Annotated in this window: 14 protein-coding genes; 10 read left to right on the plus strand and 4 right to left on the minus strand. The window is 56.5% G+C overall.

Annotated elements, in window-relative coordinates; all coding sequences use genetic code 11:
• The first annotated feature begins 237 nt into the window (after positions 1-237).
• From ACR3FC_RS20020 to ACR3FC_RS20035, 4 genes are all read left to right on the plus strand, one after another.
• On the plus strand, positions 238-417 hold the full coding sequence (locus tag ACR3FC_RS20020; RefSeq protein ID WP_480478156.1) for a hypothetical protein: 180 nt from the start codon (positions 238-240) through the stop codon (positions 415-417).
• Positions 418-539: 122 nt separating this feature from the next.
• Positions 540-1,937, plus strand: a complete 1,398-nt coding sequence (locus tag ACR3FC_RS20025; protein WP_480478158.1) for a pyridoxal phosphate-dependent decarboxylase family protein — start codon at positions 540-542, stop codon at positions 1,935-1,937.
• Complete coding sequence (locus ACR3FC_RS20030; protein ID WP_480478160.1) at positions 1,934-2,119, plus strand: hypothetical protein; 186 nt, start codon at positions 1,934-1,936, stop codon at positions 2,117-2,119. The genes ACR3FC_RS20025 and ACR3FC_RS20030 overlap by 4 nt, the downstream gene beginning before the upstream one ends.
• A 117-nt stretch (positions 2,120-2,236) precedes the next feature.
• Positions 2,237-3,022: a hypothetical protein gene (locus ACR3FC_RS20035; protein WP_480476969.1), complete on the plus strand. Its 786-nt coding sequence runs from the start codon at positions 2,237-2,239 to the stop codon at positions 3,020-3,022.
• Positions 3,023-3,153: 131 nt separating this feature from the next.
• Here the strand turns inward: ACR3FC_RS20035 and ACR3FC_RS20040 are convergent, their stop codons facing one another.
• The 4 genes from ACR3FC_RS20040 to paaG are packed head-to-tail and all read right to left on the minus strand — an operon-like array spanning position 3,154 to position 6,302.
• A complete protein-coding gene (locus tag ACR3FC_RS20040) occupies positions 3,154-3,750 on the minus strand; it encodes a TetR/AcrR family transcriptional regulator (protein WP_480478162.1) in 597 nt (198 codons plus the stop codon).
• A gap of 3 nt (positions 3,751-3,753) precedes the next feature.
• Positions 3,754-5,064, minus strand: coding sequence for a phenylacetate--CoA ligase PaaK (gene paaK, locus ACR3FC_RS20045; RefSeq protein ID WP_480478164.1), 1,311 nt, complete (start codon positions 5,062-5,064; stop codon positions 3,754-3,756).
• Between the two features lie 24 nt (positions 5,065-5,088).
• Positions 5,089-5,514 (minus strand): hydroxyphenylacetyl-CoA thioesterase PaaI, encoded by a 426-nt coding sequence (gene paaI / locus ACR3FC_RS20050; RefSeq protein ID WP_480476971.1) that lies wholly within the window; start codon positions 5,512-5,514, stop codon positions 5,089-5,091.
• Between the two features lie 2 nt (positions 5,515-5,516).
• Positions 5,517-6,302, minus strand: a complete 786-nt coding sequence (gene paaG / locus ACR3FC_RS20055) for a 2-(1,2-epoxy-1,2-dihydrophenyl)acetyl-CoA isomerase PaaG (protein ID WP_480478166.1) — start codon at positions 6,300-6,302, stop codon at positions 5,517-5,519.
• Between the two features lie 103 nt (positions 6,303-6,405).
• Here paaG and ACR3FC_RS20060 point away from each other — a divergent pair, with 103 nt between their 5' ends.
• From ACR3FC_RS20060 to ACR3FC_RS20085, 6 genes are all read left to right on the plus strand, one after another.
• Positions 6,406-7,233 (plus strand): enoyl-CoA hydratase/isomerase family protein, encoded by an 828-nt coding sequence (locus tag ACR3FC_RS20060; RefSeq protein ID WP_480478168.1) that lies wholly within the window; start codon positions 6,406-6,408, stop codon positions 7,231-7,233.
• Complete coding sequence (locus ACR3FC_RS20065) at positions 7,230-8,438, plus strand: 3-hydroxyacyl-CoA dehydrogenase family protein (protein ID WP_480478170.1); 1,209 nt, start codon at positions 7,230-7,232, stop codon at positions 8,436-8,438. The genes ACR3FC_RS20060 and ACR3FC_RS20065 overlap by 4 nt, the downstream gene beginning before the upstream one ends.
• 70 nt (positions 8,439-8,508) lie before the next feature.
• Positions 8,509-9,528, plus strand: a complete 1,020-nt coding sequence (locus tag ACR3FC_RS20070; protein ID WP_480476975.1) for a TRAP transporter substrate-binding protein — start codon at positions 8,509-8,511, stop codon at positions 9,526-9,528.
• Positions 9,529-9,585: 57 nt separating this feature from the next.
• Positions 9,586-10,092 (plus strand): TRAP transporter small permease, encoded by a 507-nt coding sequence (locus ACR3FC_RS20075; protein WP_480476977.1) that lies wholly within the window; start codon positions 9,586-9,588, stop codon positions 10,090-10,092.
• A complete protein-coding gene (locus ACR3FC_RS20080) occupies positions 10,089-11,441 on the plus strand; it encodes a TRAP transporter large permease (protein WP_480478172.1) in 1,353 nt (450 codons plus the stop codon). The genes ACR3FC_RS20075 and ACR3FC_RS20080 overlap by 4 nt, the downstream gene beginning before the upstream one ends.
• Positions 11,441-12,628, plus strand: coding sequence for a cytochrome P450 (locus ACR3FC_RS20085; protein ID WP_480476979.1), 1,188 nt, complete (start codon positions 11,441-11,443; stop codon positions 12,626-12,628). Before ACR3FC_RS20080 ends, ACR3FC_RS20085 begins: the two co-directional genes overlap by 1 nt.
• Positions 12,629-12,696: the final 68 nt, after the last annotated feature.

A 12,696-nucleotide genomic window follows, 5' to 3' on the forward strand; every position in this document is an offset into this window, starting at 1 on the left:
TCCATACGAGTTGCAAGGGCATTTCCAGTGACGATGAACTTGCCGCCGCAGCCGGAACACCCCGGGGTATTGCCAGAGCGTCATAGCCCGGCAAGTTGACAGGGACCCGGCCCGCGGACTTCATCAGGGCCAGCGGTCAAATGTGCCGCGCACAAAGGCCGGACAAATGACCGCTACGCAAAACGATCACAAACTCGAAGAAAACTCTTGCAAAACCGGGGCTGTCCACAATTGGCAATGCCCCTTGAAATGCTGCCGGACTATGCGAAGAAATGCGCAGGCGAATGCGCCATGAATGACACGGCTTTGCTGTTCGGAGCTCTGGGCTGGGGCAGCTACAAGGGTGAGATCGACATCTACACCCCCTACTTCGGCAGCTCTGGCACAGGTCAGGCGAATGTCAGCTTTTCGGTCTGAAGGCAGAACTCGGGACCTTTTCATTTGAAGAAAGCACACCTGTTCGGCTTTAATCCGCGAGCCGAACGGGTAAGGTCGGGGACTGGACAAATTGGTGTTCAGTTACAAGAGAAGGCTTGCGCATGGATTGGGACGCGTTTTCGCATTGGGGTCAGCACATTTCGAAATGGGCGGCCGATTACCACAAGACACTTGCTGAACGTCCTGTTCGGGCCAAGACCACACCAGGAGAAATCGCGGCCCAGCTAAAGGCATCGCCCCCCGATAGTGGCGAGCCCATGGAAGCCATCATGGCCGATTTCGAACGAATCGTGATGCCGGGTATCACACATTGGCAACATCCCCGGTTCTTTGCCTATTTCCCGGCCAACGCAGCGCCGCCGTCGATGCTGGCTGAAATGCTGGTGACCACAATCGCGGCGCAATGCATGCTATGGCAGACCTCACCAGCTGCGACCGAGGTCGAAGGTGTCATGGTCGATTGGCTGCGGCAGGCGCTTGGATTGCCGGAAGGAACGACCGGAGTTATTCAGGACAGCGCATCATCCGCCACGTTGTCGGCTGTGCTGACCATGCGGGAACGGGCCACAGGGTTTACCGGCAACCGCGAAGGCCTGAACGCCAAGGGCGCACTGCGCATCTACTGCTCGGATCAGGTTCATTCGTCGATTGATCGGGCCTGCTGGGTTGCAGGGATCGGTCAGGACAATCTGGTGAAACTGCCGACACGTGGTCCGACCTATACGATTGATGCAGAGGCTCTTGATGTCGCAATTCAGGGTGACATCGCGGCCGGGTATGTACCTGCTGGTATCATTGCAATTACGGGCGGCACCGGGGTTGGGGCCTGCGATGATCTGGTGGCGGTGGCTGACATCGCGCAAAAATACGACCTCTATACGCATCTCGACGCGGCCTGGGCGGGGTCGGCGATGATCTGCCCCGAGCTTCGTGAGGCCCTTTGGCCCGGGGCGGATCGTTACGACAGCATTGTCTTCAACCCACATAAATGGATGGGGGCGCAGTTCGATTGCGCGATCCAGTTTCTGCGGGACGCCACGCCACAGCTCAACACGCTTAAGATCGAACCGGAATACCTCAAGACCACAGGGGCAGAGGTAACGAATTATTCGGAATGGACAATCCCTCTGGGTCGACGGTTCCGGGCATTGAAGATCTGGTTCTTGATGCGGTCATACGGTCTCGACGGGTTGCGGAGCCGAATTCGCAACCATGTGCTCTGGGCCAATGAACTTGCAGAAAAGATCGGCGCGATAGAGGGGTTTGAGATCACCACCGGCCCGATCCTGAGCCTGTTTTCCTTTCGCTGTCCAGGGGATGACGCCGCTCAGCAGCGACTGGTGGACGCGCTGAATGACGATGGCCGAATTTACCTGACGCAAGGCATGTTTAATGGCCGCAAGATCATCCGTTTTCAGGTCGGGCAATTCGACACAACCCGCGATGACGTGCTGATGGCGGCGGATGTCATCCGCGATGTCTGGGAGAGCCTGTTATGAAATTCGCAACGTTCAGTGCTGCAGGGGATACCTTCTTTTGGGTGATTACCGATGATGGTGCGATCGCCCTGAACGGTGATTTTCCTGAGTTTTCCAGCCTGTATGAAGTCATTGCCGCAGGTGAGTTTGCCCAAGCCGAAACCGAAGACTATGAATATCTAACACGCTCACTCTCGTTATGAGTGAGGGACCATCGGTGGGTAGGTCAAAGGTCACTTGTAGGTCTTTGAAGGATGAAAGGATATTGAGGAAAGCGCTTTTCCGGCAACTTCGACGAGAGTTTAGCGAGAGATAAGAAAATGTTGAAAGTCGTTATACATCAGGGGTTTCATAAAACAGGCACTCGAACACTGCAAACAATGTTGCTCAGAAATCGTTCCCGATTAAAGGGCAGAGTGAATATTCTGGTTCCGAGTGATCTGCAAGAGGCGGGCTTCTCAGCACGGCGCTTTTCTGTAGTGCAAGAAGAACGAGTGCTAAATAAGTTTCGTAAACAATTAAGACAAGCTCTGGCGCGCTTTGAAAACGAAACAGACAAACCGCTTTTGATTAGTAACGAGGAGTTTGCGGGCCTGATTCCAGGGCGTAAAAATGTGTATTCTTATTCCATGGTAACGGTTTTGTCTGAAGTGCTATTGGATGAGATCGAGAAGTTCGCTGATGGTAACGCGCGTGCAACCTTCTTTTTTACCACCAGGAACGCCTCTGATTGGATTAAGAGTGTTTATTGGCAAAACATACGTTCGAACCGAATTCAGGAAGGCCTTTCGGAATACGCGGACCTACTTCAGCAAGGCGCAGATCTTGCTGGTGTGGTTGCCCGAGTTAAGGATGCCGTATCCTCCCGAGCCGACGTTGTTTCCCTAGACACCTCAAACATGAGTGACCGTCTATTTCCCGCCACAAAGGTGCTATCGATGCTGAACGTAAGGTCCGATGATCTTACGCCTGTCAGTAACTTGAATGTCCAACCGGTTGGAGCCGCAGAGTATTTTCTGGAATTGAACAGATCAAACATGACGGACGAAGAGGTCATGGAAGCGAAACGGCTCTTTTTGGACAATCTGAAGGTGCGCAAGAAGTAAAAAGGTGGCCGCGCGCTCGCCGCTGTCGCGGTCTTTACTGGCGCGCCTCAGGATAGCCGACCAGTCTGACCTGAGATTTCAGAATAACACACGTGACCAGCCCCAAGCGTGTTTTCCCCAAGCGGGCACGCCTATAGCTTTTGCACACCATGCATGGTCAGGGTGCTCACCAGATCGGCATAATCCTCGCGGGCTTTGGGGCCTGCGCCGGTGTTCCACATGTAATACCAGTTTAACATGCCAAAGACTGACATCGTCGCTCCCCGAAGCTTGTCCTTGGCTCCGTCAAAAGAACCGGGGGACAACTCCAGAAGTATGTCGCGTACAAAGTTCACCAGATCAAGCTGATAGCCCCGTAGCCTTTTTTGCTGTTCCTCGGTCAGTGCGCTCATGCCACTGATCTGAACCCGGTGCTCGTCATCTGCACCCTGATAGGCAAAAAGGATCTCGCGCACTGCTTTGCGCAGTTTCTGTTCGGGGCTAAGGCCGTCCAGATCAACATTGCAAATCCGGTCTCGCAACTCACGCAAGTACGTTTCAAGGATGTCATACAGGATGGCATCCTTGCTGTCATAGTAGTGGTATATGTTTGCTTTCGAGATCCCACATTCTTTGGCCAAAAGGGTCATCGAAGCACGGTCAAACCCCTGGTCGGCAAACACTTTTGCCGCCATCTTCAGGATCTGCTCTCGCTTTTGGTCGTGGTCTTTAGCAATTGTCCGGGCCACGGCTCAGTCCTTATCGCGATTGTCTACAACGCGCTTCGCCTTGCCCTGAGAGCGTTCGACGTCGCCGGGGTCCCCTACTACAATTTCGGTTGAAACGCCAACGACGTCCTTGATCCGCTTGGTCAGCATCCGAGCAGCGGCCGTTTTTGACAGCTCGTCGGTGGAATCGGGGGAGGATTCAACAAAGACCCGCATGGCGTCCATGCGACCGGATTTATAGAGCTCGATCTGGTAATAGGGGGCAAGACCGCCCGTTGCCATGACCTGTTCCTCGATCTGGCTGGGGAAGACGTTGACGCCGCGCAGGATCATCATGTCGTCGCTGCGACCGGTGATCTTTGCCATCCGGCGCATTGACCTTGCTGTCCCCGGCAGCAGGCACGTCAGATCGCGTGTGCGGTAGCGGATCATCGGCAGCCCTTCTTTGGTCAGAGTCGTGAACACCAATTCTCCGGTTTCGCCATCGGGCAGGACTTCTCCGGTCGCCGGGTCGATGATTTCCGGCAGGAAATGATCCTCCCAGATTACAGGTCCGTCTTTTGTTTCAACGCATTCATTGGCGACTCCGGGGCCCATGATCTCGGACAGGCCATAGATATCGACGGCGTGCATGTCGAAGGCTGCCTCGACCTCGGCCCGCATCGCGTCAGTCCAGGGTTCGGCGCCAAAAACGCCAACCTTCAGCGAGCTCTCACGTGGGTCGAGACCCGCCTTGTGGAACTGTTCTAGGATATTGAGCATGTAGGAGGGTGTAACCATGATACCGTCAGGACGGAAATCGTTGATCAGATTGACCTGCTTTTCGGTTTGCCCGCCCGACATCGGGACGACAGTCGCGCCAAGGCGTTCGATCCCGTAATGGGCACCTAGCCCACCGGTGAACAGCCCATAGCCGTAGGCATTGTGCACCATGTCGCCCTTGCGCAGCCCAGACGCCCGAAGAGACCGCGCGCCAAGGTCAGCCCAATTGTCGATGTCATTCTTTGTGTAGCCGACCACTGTCGGTTTGCCTGTCGTGCCGGAGGAAGCGTGCAGGCGAATTATCTCGCTGCGCGGGACTGCAAACAAGCCAAACGGATAGTTATCGCGCAGGTCGTTTTTATATGTGAACGGAAACTTTGACAGATCCGAAAGCTGCTGAAGATCGTCGGGATGCACGCCAGCCTCGTCAAAGCGCTGCTTGTACATCGGAACGTTTTCATAGGCGTGACGCACGGACCATTTCAGGCGCTCAAGCTGCGTGGCGCGAATTTCGTCGATCGAGGCGATTTCGATCGGGTCCAGGTCCGCTTTGTTGGGGGTAAGGTCTTCCATAGCGTAACTCCTCCAGTCACGAAACTATTCTTGAAAATTCTGGCCGCCAACGGCGCGGGACATGCCGCGAAATTCAGCGATCAGAGTATTGTCTTGATTGATGACGCGGACGTCGTAGATACCGCTGCGGCCGGACAGGTTGACTTCTGTCGCGGTAGCCGTCAGGCGGTCACCTTTCCGTCCCGGTGCAAGATAGCTGACCATTGTATGTTGCCCTACAGTTGCAACATTCCGGCTGTTGCAGGCAAAGGCAAAAGCGCTGTCGGCAAGAGCGTGCGTGACGCCGCCATGGCAAATACCGTGTCCGTTACAGTGATGCGGTGCAACAGTCAGTGACAGGACAGCGCGCCCTTCTTCGACCTCCACAAGCTCCATCCCGAACCATTTACTGGCTTCGTCATTGGCCCACATCGCTGCCGCGGATTTTTGGGCGCGTTCTTTTGGGGTCATCATCATCTTCCCTGAAAATGCGGTGCGCGTTTTTCGAGGAAACTGGACACGCCTTCTGCGTAATCGGCACTTTCCCCGCAGGTTTTCATTGCGTCCGCTTCAATTTCAAGCTGATCGGACAAGGATGTGGTGGCTGCTGTTTGAATGCACTGCTTGGTCAGACCCAAGCCAAGGGTGGGGCCGTTGGCGAGTCGCGTGGCAAGAGCGCGTGCTTCGGTCATCAGCTGATCATCGGGCAACGCCTTCCAGATCAGCCCCCAGTCTTCGGCCTGTTTGGCGGTTAGGGGCATTGCTGTCAGGGCCAGCCCCTTAGCGCGCGCCTCGCCCAACAATCGGGGCAGGTGCCAGCTGCCGCCTGTGTCCGGAATCAACCCGACCTTGGAAAAGCTTTGAATGAACTTTGCGCTTTCCCCGGCCAGAACCATGTCGCAGGCCAGTGCAAGGTTCGCGCCTGCACCCGCGGCCACGCCGTTTACGGCACAAATTACCGGGAAATCCAAAGACCGGATCAGTCGAACCAAAGGGGCATAGAAAGTGCGTACAGTTTTGCCCAGATCAGGCGGGCCATCCATTTTCGAGGGATCGCGGTCTCCAAGGTCCTGACCCGCACAAAAACCGCGCCCTGCGCCGGTCAGCAAAATCGCGCGGGAACCATTTTCGCGCGCGCTTTTCAGCGCGTCCTGAAGGGCAAGATGCATCTCCTCATTGAACGAGTTCAGCTTGTCGGGGCGGTTCAGGGCTATTTCAACCCAGTTTCCGTGATCATGTACAAGGATCGTATCGCTCATGGCAGTCTCATCTGTTCCCGTGACAACTTAATCATTGCATTAACCGAACGGTTGGTCAATATATAAACCCGAACCGAATCTGGACTGATCAAAGGGATTGCCAATGTCGCAGCCGTCGCTGGTGAGTGTTGACTTTAAGGGCGACGTGGCCTGGGTCACGGTCGACAACCCGCCGGTGAACGCAACCTCGACGGGCGTTCGGCAGGGTCTGGCCGCCGCGGTCGATGCAGTTCAGAAAGCTCGGGTTGCCGTCCTGTGCTGCGCCGGTCGGACATTTATCGCGGGCGGTGACATGTCCGAGTTTGATGCGGCTCCGGTTGAGCCGCATTTGCCTGATGTTGTTCAGAAAATCGAAGACAGTAATGTGCCGTTTATCGCCTGTATGCACGGCAACGTGTTAGGTGGCGGGTTTGAAATTGCCATGGCCTGCGCGTGGCGGATCGCAGCGCCGGGCACCAGCTTTGGGTTGCCGGAAGTCAATGTGGGCCTCATCCCGGGGGCAGGGGGCACGCAGCGATTGCCGCGCCTTGTTGGAATGGAAGCAGCGATCGACATCGCCTGTTCGGGAAAAACCCTGAAAGCCGAGGAAATGGCCAATCTCGGCGGAATTGACCTGATTGCCGATAACCCAACGGTGGCTGTTCTGGACTTTGTCGCCAACCTGCCAAAGCGCCCGGCACCTGTCAGTCAAAGGCCCGTCGGCGAATTCGCGTCTGACCTTCTGGAGACGACCCGTCAGGCTTTGATAAAACGCGCCAGGGGTCAGCAATCACCGCTGGAAAACCTGACCGCGCTCAGCTGGTCGTCCGAACCCTTTGCTGCCGCACAGCCGAAGAGCGTGCGCGCCATCTGGCTCTGCGTCAAAACTCTGAAAGCCGCGCCTTGCGGTACGCCTTTTTTGCCGAGCGCAAGGTGGCCAGACCTTCGATGATCGCTGGTATTACCCCGCGCGATATCAGCCGGATCGCAGTTGTCGGTGGCGGGTTGATGGGCGCAGGGATCGCCACCGCTGCCCTGAGTGGCGGGCTGTCTGTTACTTTGATTGAAAGAGATTTGGATGCAGCTGCCGCCGCCCGTAGCCGGGTTGAGGGGCTGCTACAGAGGGCGGTCAAGCGGGGTAAGATGTCCGAAGCACAGCTGCGGGAACGCCTTGCTGCGTTTCGAGCTGTGGACAGCTACTCCGAAGCTGCGAACGCTCAGCTGGCGATCGAGGCTGTGTTTGAAGACTTGTCAGTCAAGCAACAGGTTTTTGCAGAATTGGCCCGCCATATGCAGCGTGACGCGATTCTGGCCACGAACACGTCTTACCTGAGCCCAGTCGATATCCTCGCGGGTATCGAAAATCAATCGCGGTGTATTGGCCTGCATTTCTTCAGCCCTGCCCATGTTATGAAGCTGTTGGAAGTCGTGCATACGCCGCAAACTTCGCCCGAAGTTGTCGCCACCGGGTTTGCACTTGGAAAAAGGCTTCGCAAGGTTTCTGTGCTGTCGGGCATCTGCGATGGTTTTATTGGCAACCGGATGTTGGCTGCGTATCGGCGCGAGGCCGATTATTTGCTGGCGGATGGGGCGTTGCCTTATCAGGTGGACCAGGCAATGCGAGCTTTCGGGATGCCCATGGGGCCTTACGAGTTGCAAGATCTGACCGGCCTCCAAATCGCCTGGGCCAACCGAAAACGTAATGCAGCAACCCGCGACCCGAACGAACGTTATGTGACGATTGCTGACCAGCTTTGCGAGATGGGTCGTCTTGGCCAACGCACGGGCAAAGGATGGTATCGCTATGAAGACGGTACTCGCGAACCGATCCGTGATCCCGAAGTGGACGCGTTGATCGAGTCCTACTCGGCTGATCAGGGCATAACGCGGCGGGCATACGCACAGGACGAAATCGTGTCGCGTATTTTGGCGGTGCTGGACAACGAGGGCGCGTTGATCATTCAGCAGGGGATCGCCGAGTCCGCGGAAGCCGTCGATATGGTTCAAATTCACGGCTACGGCTTTCCGCGCTGGCGCGGCGGGCCGATGAACTACTGCAAGGAAATCGGAGCCAGCGCGACGCAGGCAATGATGGAAACCGTAGCCAAGGAAAGCCCCGGTTCATGGCACGTCGCGGGCTGTCTTGGAGACAATTAACAAGTTGATGGTTACAAAAGTGACCATTAACGCATTCTTGACTCATGTTTCACAGGGAGGAGACAGAACTATGAAATTCACCAGGTTGAGCACACTTCTTGCCTCAGCTGCACTGGCCGTTTCAGGTACAGTGGCGCTTGCGGCAGACTATACGCTGACCATCTCCAGCTGGGCCCCACCGACCCATGGCATCAATGCCAAGATGTGGCCGAAATTCGTCGAGATGATCGAAGAGGCCACCGATGGTCAGGTCACCGCCGAGCTGAAGCTGGGCCTTGCCCCGCCCCCCGCGCAGATGGACTTGATCATGGATGGCGCTGCCGATGCCTCGATCATATTCCACGGCTATCAGCCGGGTCGGTTTGTCACCACCAAGATGATCGAACTTCCCGGATACGAAGGCTCGGCCGAGGCTGCGTCGGTTGCGTATTGGCGGGCATATGACGCGCATTTGAAGGCAGCGGATGAACACCGTGGTGTGAAAGTGATCGCTTTGCACACGCATGGTCCAGCTCAGCTGCATTCCAGCAACCCGGTAACAACACTGGACGAAGTCTCGGGCCTCAAAGTTCGCATCCCCGGCGGTGTTGGTGGTGACGTGGGCACGGCGCTGGGTGCAACCGGTATCCAGGTTCCTGCACCGAAAGTGTATGAAACCCTGGCTTCCAAAGCCGCAGATGGCGTCGTCATGCCCTTTGAATCCCGCAAAGGTTTCAAGCTGACGGAAGTGGCCCAGAACGTCTATGAGGTCCCTGGCGGCCTGTATCGCGGTTCGTTTGCCTTTATCATGAACGAAGACACCTTTGCTGATCTGCCCGCCGATCTGCAGGCAGCGCTGGAAGAAAACGTTTTCGGGGAACCGCTGAGCCGCGAAATTGGCAAGATCTGGGATGAGATCGATGCGATCGGCCGGGAAGAGACCGAAGGCACCGAAGGTAACGCAATCCATGCCGCATCCGCTGAAGATCTGGAAAAGTTCAATGCGATTGCCGCGGATGTACGCGCCAAGGTTATCGACGAAGTCAGTGGCACAGGCATCGACGCCCAGGCAGCCTACGACATGATCGTAAATGAAATGGCTGCGCAATAACGCAGTCGGGCTGGCGGACGCGATCCGCCAGCCGATTTCACCCGCTGGGGACCCGTTATGCAATCTCTCGTGACCTTTGCGCGTCGCGTCAGTATCGTGCCAACGCTGCTGGCCTGTGCCGCGCTATTCATCCTGATGGTGATGACATTCTTTGATGTCATCCTGCGCTCTGTCTTCAACGCCCCGATCGAGGCGGCGACAGAGCTGACCCGGATCCTGATGGCCATCCTCGTGTTCTCGGTCTTGCCGATGATCTCAGCAGGGAAGGGCCAAATCGCTGTGGACTTGACGGATGGGCTGTTTTCTCGCCTGCGGTTAAGCCGGGTGCGCGATGGGATCGTGTATCTGGTGTCCGGCGTCATGTTGATCTGGCCGATCCAACGTGTCTGGCTACTTGCCGAGCGCGCGCGGGATTACGGGGACGTCACGGAATACCTTTCGATCCCTGTCTTCTATGTAGGCTGGTTCATCTCTGGGTTCATAGCGATCACCGCTGTTGCAATGGTCATCACCGGCTTTTTGCACTTTCTTGCCCCCCATACCTTGTCGGAGCACCCCCAATGACCGCTGCCCTGATCGGTTTTGTTCTTGTTCTTGTTCTTGTGCTGGTGCGCTTACCTATCGTGTTTGCAATGGGATTGGTCGGAACGCTTGGGTTTGCCTATGAACGCGGTGGCAGCATCCTGTCCGAGCGTGGGCTGAAAGCCGCGATGTCGATGGTGGGTCGTCAGATCACCGACACGGCGCAGGATTACGGCCTGTCGGTCGTCCCGCTGTTTATCCTTATGGGCTTGTTCGTGAATAAAGGTGGTCTTGCGCGCGAGCTTTACGCAGTTTCAAATGCTTTTCTGGGTCATTTCAGGGGCGGTATCGCCATGGCGACGGTTGCGGCATGCGGAGGTTTTTCGGCCATTTGCGGCTCGTCTCTGGCAACGGCGGCCACCATGTCCAAGGTCGCAATGCCGGAAATGCGCCGCTATGGCTATTCCGACGAGCTGTCGACGGCATCGATTGCAGCGGGCGGTACGCTTGGTATCCTTATTCCGCCTTCGGTGATCCTGGTCATCTACGGGCTGCTGACCGAAACCTCGATTGGAAAACTTTTCGTTGCGGGTATCATTCCCGGTCTACTTGGCATCCTGTTCTACCTGCTTGCCGTCCGCTGGACCGTCGCGCGCAAGCCCGAGTCGGGACCGGCGGGTGAACGTCACGGCTGGGCCGAGCGTCTGTCGGCGGTGCGCTCAGTCTGGGCCGTATTGCTGCTGTTCTTTCTGGTGATTGGCGGATTGTACGGTGCATTCGATTTTCATCCACTGAACCTGACCTTCAGCCCGACCGAGGCGGCAGGCATGGGCGCAATGGGCGCTTTCCTGATCGCGCTGTCACGAGGCGGGCTTACTTTGGGGTCGACTTTTGAGGTGCTGAAGGAAACCACCTATACCGCCGCGGCATTGTTTTCCGTTCTGATCGGGGCACAGATCTTTTCGAATTTCATCAACCTTGCCGGTCTGCCTGAAGCGCTCATCGCGTTGGTTACGGCCTATGACGTTGAACCTTTTGTGGTGATCCTGATGATCCTTGGAATCTACATCATTTTGGGTTGCGTCTTTGAATCCCTGTCGATGCTGCTGCTGACGGTGCCGATCTTTTTCCCGCTGGTCACATCGTTGGGGTATGACCCGATCTGGTTTGGTATTGTTGTGGTTGTGGTGACTGAAATCAGCCTGATCACTCCTCCCGTCGGCTTGAATGTCTTTATTCTGAAAGGTGTGGTCGGGGATGTATCAACCGGAACAATCTTCAAGGGTGTCACTCCGTTCTGGGTGGCGGATATCTTCCGGCTGGCCCTGATCGTTCTGGTGCCGTGGTTGGTGTTGGTTCTGCCTGAACAAATGGGGGCGATGGGGCACTGATGTTCTCTCTGACCGCGCTTCCTGACGGGTATCACACAGATCCCTATCCTGCCTACGCCGCGCTGCGCGAGGATACGCCCGTCTGCTGGCAGCCTGACGGATCGGTTATCCTGTCTCGGTACGAGGATCTGGACCTTACTTACCGGGACATCACGCGGTTCATATCGGACAAGAAAGCGGTATTTGGTCCAAAATACGGAGTCGACAGCCCTTTGTATGAACACCACACCACCAGTTTGGTGTTTAATGACCCGCCGCTGCACACCCGTGTTCGCAAGGTGATGGTCGGGGCGATGAACCCGCGCGCGTTGGCGCAAATGGAACCGGGTCTGATCCAGCTTGTCGATGGGCTGCTGGACGAGATGCAGGTCAAAGGCAATGTCGAACTGATCGAGGATTTTGCCGGAGCAATCCCGATTGAGATCATCGGCAATCTGCTGGGTATACCACGATCCGAACGCGGGCCATTGCGCGATTGGTCTCTGGCCATTCTTGGTGCTTTGGAGCCGCAATTGACGCCAGAGCAGGAAGAGTGGGGTAACCGCTCGGTCTCGGACTTCAAGGACTTCCTGAGGAATATCATTGAGGATCGCCGCGCCAACCCCGGAGATCCGGCAACGGATGTCCTGACCCGGCTGATCCAGGACGATACGGATGGTGGCCTGACCGAGGTAGAGCTGTATCAAAACTGCATATTCATCCTGAATGCGGGGCATGAGACGACAACGAACCTGATCGGCAACGCATTGGAGCTGTTGGACCGGCACCGCGACAAGCGGGCGGAGTTTCTGGCTGACCCGAACCTGATCGTTCCGGCTGTGGACGAGTTTCTGCGGCTGGAAAGCCCGAACCAGTTCGGCAATCGCCTGACCACTGTTGATGTAACGTTCCACGGTCAAACCATTCCGGCTGGTACCGATGTTCATCTGTGTATCGGTGCGGCCAACCGCGATCCACGGCAGTTTGACCGGCCCGACGAGATGATCTTGGACAGACGCCCCAACAAGCATCACGCCTTTGCCGGAGGGCCCCATACCTGCGTCGGCCTGACCCTCGCGCGTCTGGAGGGCCGGGTGGCCGTCGGCCGGTTTCTGACCCGTTTTCCAGACTATCGCATCACCGACGGCGCCGAGCGGGGCGGGCGTATCCGGTTTCGGGGATTTGCACGATTACCCGCGCGGGTCTGAGAAACCCGGCTTGGGAAAATTGCTTGGTAAATTATTGACCGACCGTACGGTTTAAAATATGATTTCGC

The organism is Ruegeria sp. AF3, from assembly GCF_056536285.1.

Excerpts from the sequence above, each read along its gene's own strand:
- paaI (WP_480476971.1), bottom strand. The coding sequence starts at position 5,514 with ATGACCCCAAAAGAACGCGCCCAAAAATCCGCGGCAGCGATGTGGGCC.
- ACR3FC_RS20020 (WP_480478156.1), top strand. The coding sequence starts at position 238 with ATGCCCCTTGAAATGCTGCCGGACTATGCGAAGAAATGCGCAGGCGAA.
- ACR3FC_RS20035 (WP_480476969.1), top strand. The coding sequence starts at position 2,237 with ATGTTGAAAGTCGTTATACATCAGGGGTTTCATAAAACAGGCACTCGA.
- ACR3FC_RS20070 (WP_480476975.1), top strand. The coding sequence starts at position 8,509 with ATGAAATTCACCAGGTTGAGCACACTTCTTGCCTCAGCTGCACTGGCC.
- ACR3FC_RS20030 (WP_480478160.1), top strand. The coding sequence starts at position 1,934 with ATGAAATTCGCAACGTTCAGTGCTGCAGGGGATACCTTCTTTTGGGTG.
- ACR3FC_RS20085 (WP_480476979.1), top strand. The coding sequence starts at position 11,441 with ATGTTCTCTCTGACCGCGCTTCCTGACGGGTATCACACAGATCCCTAT.
- ACR3FC_RS20025 (WP_480478158.1), top strand. The coding sequence starts at position 540 with ATGGATTGGGACGCGTTTTCGCATTGGGGTCAGCACATTTCGAAATGG.
- paaK (WP_480478164.1), bottom strand. The coding sequence starts at position 5,064 with ATGGAAGACCTTACCCCCAACAAAGCGGACCTGGACCCGATCGAAATC.
- paaG (WP_480478166.1), bottom strand. The coding sequence starts at position 6,302 with ATGAGCGATACGATCCTTGTACATGATCACGGAAACTGGGTTGAAATA.
- ACR3FC_RS20065 (WP_480478170.1), top strand. The coding sequence starts at position 7,230 with ATGATCGCTGGTATTACCCCGCGCGATATCAGCCGGATCGCAGTTGTC.
- ACR3FC_RS20060 (WP_480478168.1), top strand. The coding sequence starts at position 6,406 with ATGTCGCAGCCGTCGCTGGTGAGTGTTGACTTTAAGGGCGACGTGGCC.
- ACR3FC_RS20080 (WP_480478172.1), top strand. The coding sequence starts at position 10,089 with ATGACCGCTGCCCTGATCGGTTTTGTTCTTGTTCTTGTTCTTGTGCTG.
- ACR3FC_RS20075 (WP_480476977.1), top strand. The coding sequence starts at position 9,586 with ATGCAATCTCTCGTGACCTTTGCGCGTCGCGTCAGTATCGTGCCAACG.